Annotated in this window: 19 protein-coding genes; 15 read left to right on the top strand and 4 right to left on the bottom strand. The window is 71.1% G+C overall.

Features of this window, described 5'->3' with window-relative positions:
• Positions 1 to 113 precede the first annotated feature (113 nt).
• From HUW46_RS06960 to HUW46_RS06915, 10 genes are read left to right on the top strand one after another with little or no spacing between them, the layout of a single operon-like run.
• Positions 114 to 995: a universal stress protein gene (locus tag HUW46_RS06960; protein WP_215545156.1), complete on the top strand. Its 882-nt coding sequence runs from the start codon at positions 114 to 116 to the stop codon at positions 993 to 995.
• A gap of 25 nt (positions 996 to 1,020) precedes the next feature.
• On the top strand, positions 1,021 to 1,221 hold the full coding sequence (locus HUW46_RS06955; RefSeq protein ID WP_215546498.1) for a hypothetical protein: 201 nt from the start codon (positions 1,021 to 1,023) through the stop codon (positions 1,219 to 1,221).
• Between the two features lie 11 nt (positions 1,222 to 1,232).
• Positions 1,233 to 1,832: a CBS domain-containing protein gene (locus tag HUW46_RS06950; protein WP_215546497.1), complete on the top strand. Its 600-nt coding sequence runs from the start codon at positions 1,233 to 1,235 to the stop codon at positions 1,830 to 1,832.
• A complete protein-coding gene (locus HUW46_RS06945) occupies positions 1,829 to 2,350 on the top strand; it encodes a flavodoxin domain-containing protein (RefSeq protein WP_215546496.1) in 522 nt (173 codons plus the stop codon). Before HUW46_RS06950 ends, HUW46_RS06945 begins: the two co-directional genes overlap by 4 nt.
• Positions 2,351 to 2,404: 54 nt before the next feature.
• A complete protein-coding gene (locus tag HUW46_RS06940) occupies positions 2,405 to 2,698 on the top strand; it encodes a DUF1918 domain-containing protein (RefSeq protein WP_215546495.1) in 294 nt (97 codons plus the stop codon).
• Positions 2,682 to 3,584 (top strand): universal stress protein, encoded by a 903-nt coding sequence (locus tag HUW46_RS06935; protein WP_215546494.1) that lies wholly within the window; start codon positions 2,682 to 2,684, stop codon positions 3,582 to 3,584. The genes HUW46_RS06940 and HUW46_RS06935 overlap by 17 nt, the downstream gene beginning before the upstream one ends.
• Positions 3,581 to 4,915 carry a hypothetical protein gene (locus HUW46_RS06930; protein ID WP_215546493.1) on the top strand — a complete coding sequence of 445 codons (1,335 nt, stop codon included), beginning with the start codon at positions 3,581 to 3,583 and terminating at the stop codon, positions 4,913 to 4,915. The genes HUW46_RS06935 and HUW46_RS06930 overlap by 4 nt, the downstream gene beginning before the upstream one ends.
• Before the next feature lie 27 nt (positions 4,916 to 4,942).
• On the top strand, positions 4,943 to 5,551 hold the full coding sequence (locus HUW46_RS06925; protein WP_215546492.1) for a CBS domain-containing protein: 609 nt from the start codon (positions 4,943 to 4,945) through the stop codon (positions 5,549 to 5,551).
• Complete coding sequence (locus tag HUW46_RS06920) at positions 5,548 to 6,441, top strand: universal stress protein (RefSeq protein ID WP_215546491.1); 894 nt, start codon at positions 5,548 to 5,550, stop codon at positions 6,439 to 6,441. Before HUW46_RS06925 ends, HUW46_RS06920 begins: the two co-directional genes overlap by 4 nt.
• Positions 6,438 to 8,816 (top strand): phosphoketolase family protein, encoded by a 2,379-nt coding sequence (locus HUW46_RS06915; protein WP_215546490.1) that lies wholly within the window; start codon positions 6,438 to 6,440, stop codon positions 8,814 to 8,816. Before HUW46_RS06920 ends, HUW46_RS06915 begins: the two co-directional genes overlap by 4 nt.
• A 43-nt stretch (positions 8,817 to 8,859) precedes the next feature.
• Here HUW46_RS06915 and HUW46_RS06910 read toward each other — a convergent pair whose 3' ends face one another.
• Positions 8,860 to 9,141, bottom strand: coding sequence for a dsRBD fold-containing protein (locus tag HUW46_RS06910; RefSeq protein ID WP_215546489.1), 282 nt, complete (start codon positions 9,139 to 9,141; stop codon positions 8,860 to 8,862).
• Positions 9,142 to 9,333: 192 nt separating this feature from the next.
• Here HUW46_RS06910 and HUW46_RS06905 point away from each other — a divergent pair, with 192 nt between their 5' ends.
• The 3 genes from HUW46_RS06905 to HUW46_RS06895 are packed head-to-tail and all read left to right on the top strand — an operon-like array spanning position 9,334 to position 13,462.
• The gene (locus tag HUW46_RS06905; RefSeq protein ID WP_215546488.1) at positions 9,334 to 11,973 is read left to right on the top strand and encodes a bifunctional acetate--CoA ligase family protein/GNAT family N-acetyltransferase; all 2,640 of its coding nucleotides are present in this window, start codon (positions 9,334 to 9,336) and stop codon (positions 11,971 to 11,973) included.
• A gap of 18 nt (positions 11,974 to 11,991) precedes the next feature.
• Positions 11,992 to 13,092, top strand: coding sequence for an acetate/propionate family kinase (locus HUW46_RS06900; RefSeq protein ID WP_215546487.1), 1,101 nt, complete (start codon positions 11,992 to 11,994; stop codon positions 13,090 to 13,092).
• A 1-nt stretch (position 13,093) separates the two neighbouring features.
• Positions 13,094 to 13,462, top strand: coding sequence for a hypothetical protein (locus tag HUW46_RS06895; protein WP_215546486.1), 369 nt, complete (start codon positions 13,094 to 13,096; stop codon positions 13,460 to 13,462).
• Between the two features lie 37 nt (positions 13,463 to 13,499).
• Here the strand turns inward: HUW46_RS06895 and HUW46_RS06890 are convergent, their stop codons facing one another.
• Positions 13,500 to 13,982 (bottom strand): universal stress protein, encoded by a 483-nt coding sequence (locus tag HUW46_RS06890; RefSeq protein ID WP_215546485.1) that lies wholly within the window; start codon positions 13,980 to 13,982, stop codon positions 13,500 to 13,502.
• Between the two features lie 182 nt (positions 13,983 to 14,164).
• Between HUW46_RS06890 and HUW46_RS06885 the strand changes: the two genes are divergently transcribed.
• Together HUW46_RS06885 and HUW46_RS06880 are read left to right on the top strand one after the other, a co-directional pair.
• Positions 14,165 to 15,652: an MBL fold metallo-hydrolase gene (locus HUW46_RS06885; RefSeq protein WP_254125884.1), complete on the top strand. Its 1,488-nt coding sequence runs from the start codon at positions 14,165 to 14,167 to the stop codon at positions 15,650 to 15,652.
• A gap of 124 nt (positions 15,653 to 15,776) precedes the next feature.
• Entirely contained in the window at positions 15,777 to 16,742 is a 966-nt protein-coding gene (locus HUW46_RS06880; RefSeq protein ID WP_215546484.1) for an Acg family FMN-binding oxidoreductase, read from the top strand.
• Between the two features lie 110 nt (positions 16,743 to 16,852).
• Here HUW46_RS06880 and HUW46_RS06875 read toward each other — a convergent pair whose 3' ends face one another.
• Together HUW46_RS06875 and HUW46_RS06870 are read right to left on the bottom strand one after the other, a co-directional pair.
• On the bottom strand, positions 16,853 to 17,089 hold the full coding sequence (locus HUW46_RS06875) for a hypothetical protein (RefSeq protein WP_215546483.1): 237 nt from the start codon (positions 17,087 to 17,089) through the stop codon (positions 16,853 to 16,855).
• 20 nt (positions 17,090 to 17,109) lie between these two features.
• On the bottom strand, positions 17,110 to 18,084 hold the full coding sequence (locus tag HUW46_RS06870) for an L-lactate dehydrogenase (RefSeq protein ID WP_215546482.1): 975 nt from the start codon (positions 18,082 to 18,084) through the stop codon (positions 17,110 to 17,112).
• Between the last annotated feature and the right edge of the window lie 175 nt (positions 18,085 to 18,259).

Raw genomic sequence — 18,259 nt, 5'->3', positions numbered from 1 at the left:
CTTCGGGCCTGGTGACCAAAGTCCGCATCGGTGCGGCCGGTGCCTGCATACCGTCGGGAGCAGTGGCCGCCCCGTGCCGGTGGCCGGTGCCGATTCGACGAACGGGTGTGCCGATGAACAAGCCTTCGCAGAACTTCCCCGTCGTGGTTGCCGTGGTGCTCGGAGAGCGGAACGAACCCGCGCTCCGGTGGGCGGCGGCGGAGGCGGGGCGGCGTGGTGCGCCGGTGCGGATCTTCACCGCTTACGGGTATGAGGATGTGGCTCCGGGTGCCAGTTTCCCGCCGCCGACCGAATGGCTGGCGATGAAGAAGGTCGCCGCGGACGAGCTGCTCCGGGAATCGGCGGCCATCGTCGGTGATGAGGCGCCGTCGGTGGACATCACCACCGAGGCGGTGTCGGTTGGTCCGGTCAAAGCGCTCCTCGACCTTTCTCGCCGGGCCAGGATGGTCGTGCTGGGTGAGCCGAACTCGGCGGTCGCCGCGCTGCTGGAGGGGTCGGTCTCGGTTTCCCTCGCGGCGCGTGCCCGGTGCCCGGTCGTCGTGGTCAGGGGAGCGGTGCGCGACGGGTCGGTGGTCGTCGGCGTCGACGGAAGCCCTACCAGTGAGTCCGCGCTCGCGCACGCGTTCGAGGCGGCCTCGTTCGCGCACGCTCCGCTGGTGGCGTTGCACACCTGGCACGACGGTGATTCCGCGGGGTTGTTCAGCGAGGCCAGGATGTACTTCGAATGGGAGCCGGTGGAAAAGGCCGAGCGTCGCCTGCTGGCCGAGCGGCTGGCCGGGTGGGCCGAAAAGTACCCGGACGTCCGCGTGGACCGGGTGGTGGTGCAGGACAAGCCGCGGCACAACCTCCTCGACTGGAGCAAGCGGGCGCGGCTGGTCGTCGTGGGAAGCCGCGGCAGGGGCGGCTTCAGCGGGCTCCTGCTCGGTTCGACGAGCCAGGCGGTGCTCCACCACGCGCACTGCCCCGTGATGATCGTTCCCGCGAATCCGCGGTGACCTCGAACAGGAAAGGGGAAACATCGTGGCGGACAAGAAGAACGACCCGATGGACGAGGCCGAGAAGGCTGCCATCCAGGCAGAGGCGAAACGGGACGTCGCCGCCCGCGGGAGCGGGCGCCGATCGGGTTTGCGGCGGTACCTGACCGCCGCCGAGCGCCGTGTGTTCGCGCGGGAGGAGCGCGGCGAGCCCGCGCACGACGAAGAGCGCCAAGCTCCCCAGTGAAGGGTTTTGTCATGCAGGCACACGAAATCATGACCCGTCCGGTGGTGCGGGTGGGGCCGTCCACGCCGGTGCGCGAGGCGGTCGCACTGCTCACCGAGCACGGTGTGGCGGCTCTTCCGGTGGTCGACGCGGACAGCAGGGTGGTGGGCGTGTTCACCGAGTCCGACGCCCTGCGCGCCGAGACGACCGAGAACGGGTTCGACCCGGCGAGGCGGGTGCGCGAGCGGATGACGACACCGGTGGAGGTGGTCTCGCTCGACACCGACGCCCGCGAGATCGCCCGCCGGATGCTGGGTGACCGGCTGCGGAGCGTGCCGGTGGTCGACGACGGGGTGCTGGTCGGGATCGTGAGCAGGCGCGACGTGCTCCGCCCGCTGGTCCGCGGCGACGATTCGATCGCGGCACGGCTGCTGGCCCTGCTCACGGACTACTCCGGGCACCGCGACCGCTGGTCGGTCGAGGTGATCGGCGGCGCGGTCACCATCAGGGGCGAGTTCCACGACGACGCGGAGCGCCAGGTCGTGCGGGCCCTGGCCAGGACGGTGCCGGGTGTGGTGTCGATCGAACTCGGCCCGCAGGACGCCGGGCGACCGGCGGAGGTAGCGCCGTGAACGTGCTCGTCGCGGTGGCCAGCAAACACGGTGCCACCAGGGAGATCGCCGACGTGCTCGGCCGTGCTATCGGGGAGGCCCTCGACGAGGCGGGCACTCCGGCCGAGGTCGAGGTGCTGTTCGCGGAAACGGCCGTGGACCCGGCCGAGTACGACGCGGTCGTGCTCGGCAGCGCCGTCTACATCGGACACTGGCTCGAAACGGCCGCGCGGTTCGTCGACCGGCACGCGGCCGTGCTGCGCGCGATGCCGGTCTGGCTGTTTTCGAGCGGGCCGGTGGGGGAGCCGCTGAGACCGGCCGAGGCGACGGAGTTCACGGCTCGTCTGCTGGCGGACACCGGTGCCGTCGAACACCGGGTGTTCGGCGGGAAGATCGATCGCGGCGTGCTGCGGTTCGCCGAGCGCGCGCTCGTCAAAGCCTTGCGGGTCAAGGACGGTGACTACCGGGACTGGCACGCCATCTCCGCGTGGGGCCGGGAAATCGGCCTCGCGCTGGCGAAAACGTCGTCGCAGGCGTAATCCGTCCCGGGCCGGGTCGCGGGTGACACGGCGGGAAACCGAAATGGAGGAAAGATGCGCGCGAAAACGGGTGACTGGCTCGTGGTCAAGGGAACCCGGGTGGACAGCCCGGACCAGCGCGGCCGGATCCTGGACGTCCGCACCGACGACGGCACTCCGCCGTACGTGGTCCGCTGGCTCAACGACGACCACGTCTCGACCGTGTTCCCCGGACCGGACGCGCTCGTGGTGAGCGCGGACGAGTTGCGGGTCGCCGACGAAGCAGCGCGAACCCGATTGTGGGCCTCGCGCGCGGCGCGGCGCCACGACGGCGCGACGGAGGCGATGAGCCATGTCCGGCCCGACTAGGCACACGGTCGTCGCCGGTATCGACGGTTCGGAATCGGCGGCGCGCGCGGCCCTGTGGGCGGCCGACGAGGCTGTCCGGCACGGCCTGCCCCTGCGCCTCGTCCACGTCTACACCGTGCCGCGGACAGGTTTGCCCGGCCTGGTCGGCCCGATCTCCGCGGTTCGCGAACGGTTGGCGGACCGGGGTTCGGACTGGCTCGCGGACGCGAAGAAGGCCGTGCTGGCAACGCATCCGGGGCTGGTGGTGGAGACGGCGACGCGGGAGTGGAATCCGGTGTCGGCGCTCGTCCAGGAGTCCGGATTGGCGCGCGTGCTGGTCGTCGGTTCGCGTGGCCTCGGCGGGTTCACCGGCCTGCTCGTCGGATCCACCGCGGTGGCGGTGGCCGCGCACGCCCGATGCCCGCTGATGGTGGTGCGGGGCCGGACCCCGGTCGATCCGCCACCCGGGTCCGGTGCCGTCGTCGTCGGCACTGACGGTTCGGCCGAAAGCGATGCCGCGCTGGCGTTCGCGTTCGAAGAGGCCGCGTCGTGCGATACCGAACTGATCGCGGTCCGCACCTGGAACGACGTGATCGCGGACGGAACCCTGCGACCGCGCGCGATGTCCGAAGACCCGCGCGAGGTCATCGCCGGGCTGGAGGCCGAACTGGCCGCGCAACTCGCCGGATGGCGGGCGAAGTTCCCCGGCGTCGCGGTGACGGCCGTGGTGGTGCGCGGGCGGCCGGTCCGGACCTTGCTCGAATACGGCGAATCCGCACGGCTGGTCGTGGTGGGCAACCGCGGCCGCGGCGGGTTCACCGGCATGCTGCTCGGCTCGACCAGCCAGGCGCTCATCGCACACGCGCCGTGCCCGGTCGCGGTGGTCAGGCCGGACGGTGCGCGGTGAACCGGGGCGAGGGCACCGAAACCTACTACGACACCTCGGGACTGCGGTTGCACGCCCGCGGGATCGTGTTGTACCGGACCATCGGTGGCGACGCGCCAGGCTGGCACCTCGATCTCGGACAGGAATCGGTGTCGCTGGCGCCCACTCCGGGGCTCACGTCCGTTCCGCACGACCTGCGGTGGCTGGTGACCGCCTTCACCCGCCGGGCCGACCTGGAACCGGTGGTGCGCCGCGAAAACGCGCCGCGGCCGAACGGCGGCGAAACCCGCGTCACGCTGACTTCGTTGCGGGACGGGAAAAGCCGGCACTGGGACGAGCGACACCCGACACCCCGTGCCGAGGCGATAGCGCGGGTGCTGGGGCCCCGGCGGCACCGGTCCCACCGCGCGCTCACCGGGCGGGACCTCGCTCTGCGGTACCTGCGGACCGAGGTGGCCGCGTTGCCGTTCGAGGACTGCGCGGTTCGCCGGGAGCTGCCCGGCGCGGTGGCACGGTTGCACGAAACGGCACAGCGGATCCGCCTGGTCCTGAAGCAGTGCGCGCCGCTGACCGGGGGCAGGAAGCTCACGCGGACCATCCGCGCCGAGCTCCGCTGGGTTCTCTCCGCCCTCGCACCGTTCGTCGACGACGAGGCGCAACGCGTTCGCCTGCGCCGGCGGCTCGACGAGGTGTCCGGTGATTTCGAGACGGGCGACGCTGGCGTGGTGCTCGACGAGTACTTCACCGCGCGCGCGGAGGAAAACCGCGCCGAGGTCGTCGACGTCCTCGATTCGACGAGGTACCTGAACCTGCTGCACGCGCTCGACGTGCTCGTGGTCGTGCTGGAGGAAGAGCCCGAACGCGAACGGCCCCGGATAGCCAGGTTGCCGGCCGAAGCGGCGTTCCGGAGCCTGCTCGCCACGGCGAGCCAGGCGGTCGGCCGGCGCCTCGGCGAACTGGCGGATGCCGAGGAGCGCGATACCCGGTCCGCCGCGGCACAGCGCGCGCTCAACGCGGTCCAGCGCTACGACTGCCTGCTCGCGGTGTCCGGCCGTCGCGGCCCGGCGCGCGAATGGAGGCAGCTCCTCGAAGCGCACCGTGCCGCGGTGCTCGCGATGTGGCATTTCGACGCCCTCGCCAGGGCCGCCGAGGAGAAGAGTCTTTCGTCGTCGGTCTTCGGCGTGCTGCGGCGGTTCGAGGCCGATGCGGCCGACCGGTGCGCGACGGATCTGGCCTGGCGTTGGCGGGAGGGCACGTTCTCGTCCGTCCTCAATGGATTTGAAGGACGTTTGTCCCCTTCGCCGGTTGCCAACGGCCGCGGCGAGGCCGCCCCGGCGCCGCTTACCGTCTGATCGACCAGAGCGAACAGGGAGGCGACAATGCGCGCTCGCGACTTGATGACCGCGCCGGTGCTGACCGCGGGACCGGACACGACGGTCAAGGACGCCGCGAAGGTGCTGGCGTCGCACGGGTTCACCGCGCTGCCGGTGGTGGACGAAGACGATCGGCTGATCGGCATCGTGACCGAAGCCGACCTGATCAAGGACCGGGTTCCGCCGGACGCGCGCCACAGCGACCCGGACTGGCACGCCGCGGCGAACACGGTCGAAGCGGTGATGACCACCCCGGCGACCGCGATGAGCGCGGGCGCCGACGTGGCCGAAGTGTGCCAGGCGCTGGTCGACAGCCGCATCCGCGCGATGCCGATCGTCGATGGGTCCACTGTGGTCGGAATCGTCACCAGGGGTGACGTGGTGCGGGTGCTGGCGCGCGAGGACAGCGCGATCGCCGCCGACGTCCGCCACCGGCTGGAGATCTACGGCGGCAACGGCCGGTGGACCGTCGAGGTGCGCGACGGCGCCGTCCGGATCACCGACGCCTTCGACGACGCCACGGACCGCCACGTCGCCACGCTGCTGGCCGAAGCAGTTCCCGGCTGCGCGTCAGCCGAAACCGTATCCGTTACCGCGAAGGGGAACGACCAGTGAAGACGAACAGCGGCGAGATCGTGGTGGGAGTCGACGGCTCCGCCGGATCGAAGCAGGCGGTCCTCTGGGCCGCGGACGAAGCCAGGCGGCGCCACCTCGGCCTCCGCATCGTGCACGGCCTGCGGATGAGCGAGTTGTACTACGGGGGAGGGCTCGCGGGACCCCCGTTGTTCGACGCGGTGCGGGAAGCGGGGGAGCAGTTCGTCAGCGAGGCCAAGGAAACCGCCCTCTCCGGTGGTGACCTGCCGGTGACCACCGCGATGCCGGTGGACGCGCCGAGCCCGCTGCTGATCGAGTTGTCGAAGGAGGCGCCGATGGTGGTGGTCGGTGCTTCGGGCAAGGGTGGTTTCACCGGGATGCTCGTCGGGTCCACCGCCGCGGCGGTGTCGCGGCACGGGCACTGCCCGGTCGTGGTGGTGCGGGGCCGCAATCACACCACGTATGTGCCCACGTCGGGGCTCGTCGTGGTGGGGGTGGACGGTACCCCGAGCAGTGAGCCCGCGATCGAGTACGCGTTCGAGGAGGCTTCCCACCGGGGAGCCGAACTGGTCGCCGTGCACGCCTGGAGCGATGTCACCTACGACGACGTCTACGGGACCGCTCGGCTCGTGCCGGAATGGCAATCCCTCGAAGAGGGTGAGGAGCGCCTGTTCGCGGAGCGGCTTGCCGGGTGGCAGGAGAAGTACCCGGATGTGCAGGTGCGTCGTCATCTGGTGCGTGACCGCGCCCGGCACGTGTTGATCGAGCAGTCCGCCGTCGCACAGCTCGTCGTGGTTGGTACGCGTGGTCGTGGCGGGTTCCGCGGCATGCTGCTCGGCTCGACCAGTCAGGCACTGGTCCAGCACGCCGAATGCCCCGTCCTCGTCGTCCCGAGCCAGGACGACGCATGACCGCCGTCGAAACATCCGAGGGCGTGCTGGGCAAGAAGGAGCTGGCGCAGGTCGACGCCCAGTGGCGTGCGGCCAACTACCTCGCGGCGTGTCAGATCTACCTGCTGGCCAACCCGCTGTTGACCGAGCCGTTGCGGCCGGAGCACGTCAAGCCGAGGTTGCTGGGGCACTGGGGCACTTCGCCCGGCCTCAACTTCGTCTACGCCCATCTCAACCGCGCGATCGTCACGCATGGGTTCGACGCGTTGTTCGTGACCGGTCCTGGTCATGGTGGTCCGGCGCTGCTGGCGAACACCTGGCTGGAAGGCAGTTATACCGAGGCGTGGCCGGAGGTCACCCGGGATGCCGCGGGGATGGAGGCGTTGTTCCGGCAGTTCTCCTTTCCCGGTGGTGTGCCGAGTCATGTCGCGCCGCAGGTGCCTGGTTCGATCCATGAGGGTGGTGAGCTCGGGTACTCCCTCGCGCACGCTTTCGGGGCGGCGTTCGACAATCCGGATCTCGTGGTCGCGTGTGTCGTTGGTGATGGGGAGGCGGAGACGGGGCCGTTGGCGACGAGTTGGCACGCCAACAAGTTCCTCGATCCGACGCGTGACGGTGTGGTGTTGCCGATTCTGCACCTCAACGGGTACAAGATCGCCAACCCGACGGTGCTGGCGCGGATCGGGCACGACGAACTCGACGCGTTGTTGCGCGGGTACGGCTACGCGCCGCGCTATGTCGAGGGTGCTGATCCGGTGACGATGCACCAGGCGATGGCGGCCACCATGGACGAAATCGTGGCGGAGTACCGCCGGATCAGGGAGCGGGGTACCCGGCCGGTGTGGCCGATGATCGTGCTGCGCAGCCCCAAAGGCTGGACCGGACCGTCCCTTGTGGACGGCCATCGGGTGGAGGGTACCTGGCGCGCCCACCAGGTGCCGCTCGCGTCGCCGCGGGAAAATCCCGAGCATCTCGAGGATCTGGAGCGGTGGCTGCGGTCCTACCGGCCGCACGAGCTGTTCGACCACGACGGCAGGCCGGGCAACCTCGTCTCCGCGTTGATTCCCCGTGGCGCGCGGAGGATGGGCGCGAGCCCGCACGCGAACGGCGGTTCCGTTCTGCGGCCACTCGCGTTGCCGCGTGCCGGCGAGTATTCGGTGGCGGTGGCGCGGCCGGGGGTGAGCGCGACGGAGCCGACCAGGGCGCTGGGCCGCTACCTGCGCGACGTGTTCCGGCTTAACGCGGGCCGGGGCAACTTCCGCCTGTTCGGCCCGGACGAGACCGCGTCGAACCGGCTCGACGCGGTGTTCGAGGCGACGAACAAGGAATGGCAGGCCGCTGTCGAGCCGGTGGACGAGCACCTGGCCGTCAACGGTCGTGTGCTGGAAGTGCTGTCGGAACACCTTTGCCAGGGCTGGCTCGAAGGCTACCTGCTGACCGGGCGGCACGGGCTGTTCTCGTGCTACGAAGCGTTCACGCACATCGTGGACTCGATGGTGAACCAGCACGTGAAATGGCTGAAGGTGCACCGGGGAATCCCGTGGCGGCGGCCCGTCGCCTCGTTCAACTACCTGCTCACCTCGCACGTGTGGCGGCAGGATCACAACGGGTTTTCCCACCAGGACCCGGGTTTCGTCGACCACGTCGCGAACAAGAGCGCCGAGGTGGTGCGGGTGTACTTCCCGCCCGACACCAACACGCTCCTGCACGTCATGGACCACTGCCTGCGCAGCCGCGATTACGTCAACGTCGTGGTGGCGGGCAAGAACGACACCCCGGACTGGCTCGACCCGGAGCAGGCCGCGCTGCACTGCGCCCGTGGTGTGTCCATTTGGGACTGGGCGAGCGCGCACCCCGAGCGCGAACCCGACGTGGTGCTGGCCTGCGCCGGTGACGCACCGACCCTGGAGGTGCTCGCGGCGGCCGCGCTGCTGCGCGAACTGGTGCCGGAGCTGGCCGTGCGGGTGGTCAACGTGGTCGATCTGATGCGCCTGCAACCCGAAGCCGAACACCCGCACGGGATGAGCGACCGCGAGTTCGACGCGCTGTTCACCCCGGACCGGCCGGTCATCTTCGCCTACCACGGCTACCCGTGGCTGATCCACCGCCTCTCCTACCGGCGCGGCAACCACCACAACCTGCACGTGCGCGGCTACACCGAACACGGCACGACCACCACCCCGTTCGACATGCTCGTGCTCAACAGCATGGACCGGTTCCAGCTCGTGATCGACGTGATCGACCGCGTGCCCGGACTCGTGGCCACCGCGGGTCAGGCACGCCAGCGGATGACCGAAGCGCAGGCGCGCCACCACGCGTGGATCCGCGAACACGGCGAGGACCTGCCCGAGATCCGGAACTGGTCCTGGGACGGGGCCACCGCGGCACCACGATGACCTCCCCGCCGTCCACTGTGTCCACAGTGGACGGCGGAACCGGTCAGCCGCGGCCGCTCGGCTGGGCGAACAGGTGCGCCGTGCTCGCCTCGATGTCCGCCGTGACGGCCTCCAGCAGTTCCGCGGTGAGGTCCGACAGGGCCCTGGCGACGGCAAGGTAGTTCGCGACCTGCGGCGTGCCACCTTCGGTGGTACCGCGTTCGGCGATGCCGATCCCGGCGAACGTGGCGCCGTCGGTGGTGGTGAGCGTCGCCCGGGCGCGGGCGCGGTGGGCGGTATGGCCGGTCGTGATCGCGATCGGCCACTGGTCCGGATGTCCGTTCATATCTCCTCCGTTCGGTGGCAGACGTTCGCATCGCCGCCGGGCCCGAAGACAGGGCCCAAAGTCCCTAGCCCGGTGGCTGGTGACGTAGGTCCTCGCGGTTCGGGCAGTCCGGCCACAGCTTCACCGGTGGCTCGCGGGGTGTGCTGGGAGCAGAGGCCGAAGCGCGTTCACCGTTCGCCGAAAGGGAAATCCATGTCTTCCGAACCGACGGCGCGAGTGCTGCTCGCGGATGGGGCCGTGGCCGCGGTGCGGGCGCTCGGGCCGCCGGACACCGCGACGGTGCTCGCCCTGCACGAGCGGCTCAGCGAGCACGACCGGTATCTCCGGTTCTTCGGGACCGGCGCGTCGCGGGACGACGCACTCGCCGCCAAGATCGCGACCGAGACGGGCGAGCGGCATGCCGCCGTCGGGTGCTTCCTCCGAGACGAGTTGGTCGGAGTAGCGCACTACGAGGTGCTCGACGACAGCGCGTACGCGGAGATCGCGCTCGTCGTCGACGCCTCGGTACAGGCGCACGGGGTCGCGACCCAACTGCTCGAGCACCTCGTGTCGATCGGCAGGCAGCACCACCTCCGGGTCTTCGTGGCGGAGGTGCTGGCCGAGAACTCGGCGATGCTGCGGGTGCTGGCGGACCTCGGCCTGCCCTACGAACTCGACCGCGACGGGCCGGAGGTGCTCGCGACGGTCCGGCTGAACCCCGACGACCGGTATCGCCGCGCGGTCACCGGCCGCGATCGCGCGGCCGAAGAAGCGAGCCTTGCCCACGTCCTTCGGCCCGCTTCGGTCGCGGTGATCGGCGCCGGACGGCGCGAAAGCTCGGTGGGGCACGCGGTGCTGGCGAACCTCCTCCGAAGCGGCGACCACGCCCGGGTCGCCGTCGTGAACCCCCGCACTGACCAGGTTCTCGGCGTCCCGTCGGCTCGCTCGGTGACCGCGCTGGCCGATCCGCCCGAACTGGCCGTGATCTGCCTTCCACCACCGGAAGCCGCCGACGCGGTCGAGGAGTGCGGCCGGTCGGGCGTGCGCGCCGTCGTAGTCATCTCGTCGGGGATCACCGGGACACCGCACGAGGAACGGATGCGGCGGTCGATCCGCCGGTACGGCCTGCGGATGGTGGGTCCCAACTGCCTCGGCGTCGCCAGCACCGAACCGGGCCAGGAACTCGATGCCACGTTTCTCGCCGGCCCCGTACCGGCGGGACGGGTCGGGGTGGTGACGCAGTCCGGTGGCGTCGCGATAGCGCTCGCGGGCGCACTGGCGTCACTGGGGCTCGGCATCTCGTCCGTGGTCTCCACCGGGGACAAGTACGACGTCAGCGGAAACGACCTGCTCGCGTGGTGGGGGAACGACCGCCGGACCGAGATCGCCGTGCTGTACCTGGAGTCCTTCGGCAACCCGAGGCGGTTCACGCGGCTGGCGAGAGCGCTCGCCAGGACCAAGCCGGTAGTCGCGGTCCGGGTGGGCACCGGTGAGACCGCGAGGTCCGCCGCCGCGTCCCACACCGCCGCCGCGGCCACCCCCGTCGTGCTCCGCGAAGCGCTCTACGAGCAGGCCGGCGTGATCGCCGTCGACTCGCTGTCCGCCGTCGCGGACGTGGTCGCCGCCCTTTCCTGGCAACCCCTGCCAGGCGGCTCGAAGGTCGCGGTGATCAGCAACGCCGGTGGCGCGGGTGTGCTCGCGGCCGACGCGTGCGAACGCGACGGCCTCGTTCTCACGCCGTTGTCCCGCGGTACCGCGGATCGGCTTCGTGCCGTCCTGCCTTCGCAGGCCTCCGTGTCCAATCCGGTCGACACCACCGCGGCCGTGCCCGCCATCATCTTCAGCGAGGCGCTGCGGATCCTGCTCGGTGACGAGGGCGTCGACGCGGTGCTGGTGATCACGGTGCCCACGGCGGTCGGCGACCCGCAGGGCGCGCTCGCGCCGCTACTGGACCGCGCGGCCAAGACGGTGCTCCTGGTGCGGCCGGGCCAGGTGGAACGGGTGAAGCCGGTGGACTACGCGCCGGGACGACCGGCCACCGCCTCCTACGCCGACGTCGTGGATGCCGCGGCGGTACTGGCAGCCTTGTCCCGGTACGCGCGCTGGCGCCACCGCCCGGCGGGGCCGACCCCGGAAACGCTGGACACCGCCGCGCTCAGGACGGTCGCGGACCTGATCCCGGCCGATGCGAACTGGCTTTCGCCGCAGCAGTGCGAAGAAGTGCTGAAGGTGGCTGGGTTCCCGGTGACCGCGAGCCGATACGCGTCCACTGAGGACGATGCGGTCGCGGCCTTGGAGACGTTCGGCGGTCCCGTGGTGCTGAAGGCCGACGCCGAAGGCGTGCTGCACAAGAGCGCGAGCGGCGCGGTGGTGCTCGGGCTGCCCGACGCCGACGCCGTTCGCGGTGCGCACCGGGAGCTGCGCGCCCGGTTCGGTTCCCGGTTGCGCGGCGTGCTCGTGCAGCCGATGGCCCCGCCCGGCCGCGATCTCGTGCTGGGGATCCGGTCCGACGCCGTGTTCGGCCCGCTGGTCGTGTTCGGGCTCGGGGGCACCGACACCGATCTGGTCGCCGATCATTCGGCCCGGCTCGCTCCGGTCACCGCCACCGACGCCGATCTGATGCTGGACGGTTTGCGGTCCTCGGACGCGCTCTGGGCCACCGGGATCGACCGGGCGGCCGTGCACGATCTGCTGGTGCGCCTCGGCGCGCTGGCCGTGCTGCTGCCCGAAATCGCCGAGCTCGACCTCAATCCGGTCAGGGTCGCCGCGAACGGATGCGTTGCCTTGGACATCCGGATCCGCTGGGAGCGGTGCGCGCCGGCAGATCCGTTGCTTCGCACTCTCACACCCTGACCCGATGGAGGAGCGACCATGCGTGTGCTGACCTTGAACCCCGGCTCGTCGAGCCTGAAGGCCTCGATGGTCGTCGACGGGGCCGCCGTCGGATGGGCGGCTTGGCCGATTTCCGGCGCGGACGGTGTCGAGGCGCCGGTCGGCGAGGCGATCCGGCGCTGGCAGACGCCCGACGCCGTCGCGATTCGGTTCGTCCACGGTGGTGCGCGGAAGGAACCGGCCGAGCTTGCCGCGCCCATGATGTCCACATTGGAGCGACTGGTGCCGTTCGCGCCGGTGCACCAGCCACTTTCGCTTGCTGTCGCGCGAGAAGCGATGCGAGTGGTCCCGGAGGTGCCGGTGGTGGCGTGCTTCGACACGGCGTTCCACGCGCATCTGCCCGACGCGGCCGCGCACTACCCGCTGCCACGGAGCTGGACCAGGCAGAACCGGTTGCGCCGGTACGGTTTCCACGGGCTGTCCTGCCAGTCGGCACTGCGGGGCGCCGCGCGGATGCTCCACCGCGACGCCGACGCGCTGCGGATCGTGTGCTGCCACCTCGGCGCTGGCGTGTCGGTGACCTCGATCAAGGACGGCAGGAGCGTGGACACCAGCATGGGGTACACCCCGCTGGAAGGCGCCGCGATGGCGACCAGGTCGGGATCGATCGATCCGGGACTGCTCCTGCACGTCATGCGGACCGCGCCGATGTCCCCGGACGAGATGAGCGACGCACTGAACCACCGCTCCGGCCTGGCCGGGATGAGCGGGACCAGTGGCGACGTCAGGGCGGTCACGGCCGCCGCGGCCGCCGGCAACCGTGACGCGGTGCTGGCGCTCGAGGTCTACCGGCACCGCATCCGCCGCGAGATCGGGGCCGCGGCGATGAGCCTGGACCGGATCGACGCGATCGTGTTCACCGGTGGCGTCAGCGACCACCAGCCCGCCGTGGTCGTCGACATCGCCCGCGGGCTGCGGGTGCTCGGCGTGCGGGTGCCGGATCTGCCGGACGGGGTCCCCGGCGATCGGATGCTCAGCGTCGCGGGCGCCGGCCCGGCGGTGCTGCTCGTGACGACCAGGGAAGACCTCGAACTCGCCCGGGGTGCCGAGCGGGCGCTGACCAGGATGGTGGTGGGCTGACATGCGAGTGCTGCTGACCGAAGCGCGGTTCGGCGACGCGGATCCGTTGCGGCGCAGGCTGGTGGGGCAGGGGTGCCGGGTGGCGTCCTGCCACACCAAGGCGGGGTTGTGCCGGGCGCTGGCGCCGGGCGGGCGTTGCCCGCTCGACGAGCCCGATCCGCCGGGGCTGCTGGTGGACGTCCGGGGGCAGGGCGACCGGATCACCGCGCGGGAGTTCGGCGCGGTCTGCGCGGTGCGGGCGCACGTACCGGTGGTACTCGTCTCGCCCGATCCCGAGGTTCCCGCGGAGGTGCCGAGCGGTCTCGAGAACCGGGTGATGGTCCGCGACGCGGATGCGGTGGTCCGCGCCTGCGTGCGCAGTGCCGGATGAAACGGGCCGGGACGAGTGCGCTGTCCCGGCCGTTCCGTCACTCCGCCGACGCGGGCACGAACCGCTTGGCCGCCTCGGGGTTGACCACGATGACGGGGCAGGACGCCCGCCGTACGCATTCGGTCGCGACGCCTCCCATCAGGAGGTCCTTCACCACGCCACCCCGGTGCGCGCCGACGGCGAGCAGATCCGCTTCGGCGGCCGCGGCGAGCAGAACCGTCGCGGGATCCCCTCGGTCGGTGCGGGCTTCCAGTACCCGTTCGCCGATCCCTTCCTGGCGCAACCGCGTCACCAGTTCGGTCAGCGAGAACTCCCGTGGCGGCACCGGGTGCCTCCCGTACGGCTGTACGGCGAACGACGTGCCGGGGAGCAGATCGTCCGACCCGGTGACGGTGATGGCGCGGACCGTGTCACCGGGCCCGCTACCGATCGTGAGAGCCCACCGCAACGCCGCCACGCTCTGCTCGGACCCGTCCACTCCGACGATCACCACGCGCGGCTCCGATGTCGATGACTCCATGAACTTCCCCTTTCTCGATGGCTCCGCCGATCGTGCGGCGGGTGCGGGCGAGGTGAATAGGGGACGAATGGAGACCATCAGAGGACTTTGGGCACCGGCGCGCCGGTCCGCTCCCGGCGAAGATCGTCAACAGTCAGCGTTTTCTGAATGTCCACTTCGGACACACTCGAACGGGAGTACGGATGTCCACACCGGTGTCCCTCCAGCACATGCTGGCCAACGCGAAGCGGGCAGCGAGATCGCAGCGCAGGGAGCCGGACGGAGAGCCCGGCCGCAGCCCGTCCCTGCCGCGCAGGCGCGGGCGCCGTCCCGCGCTCACCTTCCACGGCGGTGTCGGTACGGTCACCGGTACCCGGTTCCTCGTCGAGACCTCGGCTTCCAGGGTGCTGGTCGACTGCGGCACGTTCCAGGGGCCCGCTGCGATGCGGCGCCGCAACTGGTCACCGGTACCCGATGAGCTCCACCGGCTCGACGCCGTCGTGCTGACCCATCCGCACCTCGACCACTGCGGGTACCTGCCCGCGCTGGTCGCGGAAGGCTGGCGGGGCCCCGTGTTCGCGACGCCCGGCGCGGCCGAGCTGGTGCCCATCGCGCTCCTCGACAGCGCGCACCAGTTCGTCGAGGACGCCGCGATCGCCAACGCGCTCGGCTCGTCCAAGCACAATCCCGCGTTGCCGTCGTTCCGGGTCGCGGACGCGGCGGCGGTGGCGGAGCTCCTGCGGCCGCTCGCGTTCGGTGCTTCGCAGGAGATCGCCGACGGGATCGGGCTCGAGTTCGGCCGCAGCGGTCACACCCTCGGCTCCGCGTGGGCCCACCTGCGGTTCGGCGAACGCAGCGCGGTGCTCTGCGGTCCGCTCGGCGGCACGGCGCACCCGATCCTCCGGCCGCCGCAGGCGCGCCCCGACTGCGACACACTGGTCCTCACCGCGAGACCCGACCTCCAAGCGCCACCGGACAAGCACGAGTTCGACCGGTTCGCCGACGCGATCCGCCGCACCGCGGCGCGCGGTGGCAGCGTCGTCATCCCGGCCGCGGCCGTCGACCGCACCGAGGTGCTGCTGATGCTGCTGCGCTTGTTCCGTGAAGACGGGCGGATCCCGGACGTGCCGGTGTACCTGGACAGTTCCGCCGGACTGACCGCGCTGGCGGTGTACCAGCGCGCACTGCGCGAGCGGTGGCCGGAGGTCCGCCGCGACCCGGCGGGTCCGCTCGGCGCGCCCACCGGCTTGGTCGAGCTGCGGACCAGGCGGAGCGCGGGCCGACCGGACGGGAGTGCGCCGTCGATCGTCATCGCCGGCGCCGGAATGGCCACGGGCGGCCGCGTGCTTGCCCATCTCGAACGCCTGCTGCCGGACCCCCGCAACGCCGTCCTGCTGCCGGGGCACGCGGTGCCGGGCACCCGTGCCGATCAACTCGCCCGCCACGCGCGGCAGGTGAAGATCCACGGCCGGTACCTCCCGGTCCGCGCGGAAGTCGTCGAGTTCGGCGGGTTCGGGATCAGCGCGGACGCCGGTGAGCTGGTGGCGTGGGCGCAGGAAGGGCCCCGGCCCGAAACCACGTACCTGACCCAAGGCGAGCCCGATCGTGAACGCGCGTTGGCGAAGCGGCTGCACGCGGACGAAGGCTGGTGTGCGGTGGTACCGGGTGTAGGCGAACGCGTGCTCCTGTGAGCGGGCCCGCCGTGCGGAGCGATGGCGAAAGTCCTTCGTTCCGGGGCCGGGTGACCGCATCGGATGTGGCCATCTCGGTACGAAACTCGGCCGAGAGCCGATCCACACGAGTACGGAGCACACGATGAACCGAGCACTTCCGGCCGTTCTGGACCGGGCGGTGGAATCCGCGATCCTCGCGCCGTCGCCGCACAATACGCAACCGTGGCGGTTCGAGGCAGGGGACGAGCGCGTCGACCTGTGGCTCGACCGGAGCCGGGTGCTGCCCGTGGCGGATCCCGACGCGTGGGAGGCGCGGCTCGCGTGCGGTGCCGCGATGCTCAACCTCGACCTGGCCCTGCGCAATGCCGGTGTCTTCGCCGACGTCCGGACGCTCCCGGACCCGGCGCACCCGGATCTGCTCGCCACCGCACGCGTCACGGGCAACCACAAGTCCACTTCGGACGAACGCGCGCTTGCCGACGCGATCGCGAGGAGGCACACCAATCGGCGCCCGTTCTCGGACCGGCCGGTGCCGCCAGGGGTGCGGCGTCGGCTCGAGACAGCGGCACTCACCCAAGGCGGAGCGCTGGTCTTCATTGACGCGTCAGGGCAGTACGACCGCATCGTCGCCCTGATCCGGCGCGCGGAATTCGTGCAGAGCAACGACATCGCCTATCGCACCGAGTCGGCGAGCTGGACGAGGCGCCCGGCGGGGTGCCCGGACGGCGTGCCCACCACTTCCGCCGCGCCACCACCGTTGCAGGACGGTTTGATCGTCCTGCGCGACTCCCACGCCAACCACGACCTGCCAGGGCGTTCGTACGAGCAACAGCCGCTGCTCGCCGCGGTGCTCGCGCCGGGCTCCGGGCCGCGGGACCAGGTCCACGCGGGCATGGTCATGCAACGCGTCCTGCTGGCGGCCACGGCCGCTGGCCTCGCCAGCTCGTTCCTGTCCCAGCCGTTCGAGACCGCTGACACCCGTCCTGAGCTGTTCAAGCTGTTCAAAGATCGCGGCCAGGTGCAGACGCTGCTGAGGATCGGCTACGGCTACCCGGTCCCGATGACGGGCCGCCGCACCGCGGACCAGGTCACGACGAAACGCGCCTGACCCGCGCATCAGCAGCCCTCGCCCGTGGCGTTCACCGATCACGCCCGATGCCCCCTGCTCGCAGCGGTCGGGCGCAGATCCGGGTGATCCCGAGCGCGGTCGCGGAGAGGTCAACAGTGGGGTGCCGCGGCCGGTGGGCGCTGTGCGGAGACCATCGCGGCCAGCTCGCTGATCAGCAACCGCCGCCCTGGCCCGCCGCGCGCGGGTGCCGGTGCGCGGTCCTCTGGCCGGCTCAGGAGGCCCAGCATGTCCAGCAGCTCCGCCAACTCGGCGGGGTCTCGCGCGTAGCGCTCGACCACCGCGGTCGCGCGGATCCTGTCCGCCCCGTGGTCCCGGTTCCCGGTCATCGTCGCCTCCCGGTCGTGTCTCACAGGCCGAACTCGTGGCACAGGGCACGGATCTTTTCCGCGGACGCCCGGAGCTGGTCGAGTTCGTCCGGTGCCAGCGGTAAGGGCACCACGGCACCCGCGCCGGAACGGTCCAGCAGGCGGGGCAGGGACAGGCACACGTTCGTGATGCCGTGGAAGTCCTCGACGAGGCTGGTGACGGGCAGGATGAGGCGCTGGTCGCCGAGGATCGTGTCCAGGACGTAGGCGACGGCGAGGCCGATGGCGTAGCTGGTGGCGCCCTTGCCCGCGATCACTTCGTACGCGGCGTTGGTCACCGCGTGCTTGATGGCGGTTCGTATCTCGTCGGGGAAACCCGGCGCGCCATCGGTCTTCCAGTCCGAGATCGGGACCGAGCCGAGGAACGCGCCGGACCACAGCGGGACGGCACTGTCCCCGTGCTCGCCCGCGATGTAGGCGCGCACGCTCGGCGTGCCGACGCCGGAGTGCTCGGAGATCAGCATCCGGAGCCGCGAGGAGTCCAGCACGGTGCCGGAGCCGACGACCCGCCGCGCGGGCAGCCCGCTGAAGGTGAGCACCGCCCGGGTGACCACGTCGACCGGATTGGTGACCGGGACCAGGATCGCCTCCGGTGCCACCGCCAGCAGCCGCGGCACGAGGTCACGGCACAGTGCGACGTTGTCCCCGGCGAGTGCCATCCGGTCCTGGCCGGGTTTCTGCTTGGCGCCCGCGGTGATCACCACGACGTCGGCGTCGGCGCAGACACCGACGTCGGCACTGCCCACGACCTCGGTCGTGGGCGTGAACATGCTGCCGTGGGCCAGATCCAGCGCCTGCGCGCGCACTTTCGTGGCGTTGGTGTCGTAGAGCGCGATCGTGTGCGCCACGCCGTGGATCTGGCACGCGTAGGCGATGGTGGCGCCGACCGCGCCCGCCCCGACGATCGCGACCTTGGTGTTGCGGGGCGCCGAATGCGCCGGGAACAACTGGACCATGTGGTTTCTCCTCGCCGGGGTGGCCGACCGTCCACCCGGCTTCGACGAGAGACCGGTCGAACGCCGCACGATCGTCCTTTGTGGACGTTGATCCGCCGAGTCTTCCGCACACCGGTGGGGACCAACGTCCCTACTGGACGGCCACGGGCACCCGGAAGTCGCGGCGGTCAGTGCG

It is taken from the genome of Amycolatopsis sp. CA-230715, assembly GCF_018736145.1.
Lineage (GTDB): Bacteria > Actinomycetota > Actinomycetes > Mycobacteriales > Pseudonocardiaceae > Amycolatopsis.
The sequence above is the reverse complement of the archived record's forward strand: the minus strand, read 5'-3'. Positions and strand labels throughout refer to the sequence as shown.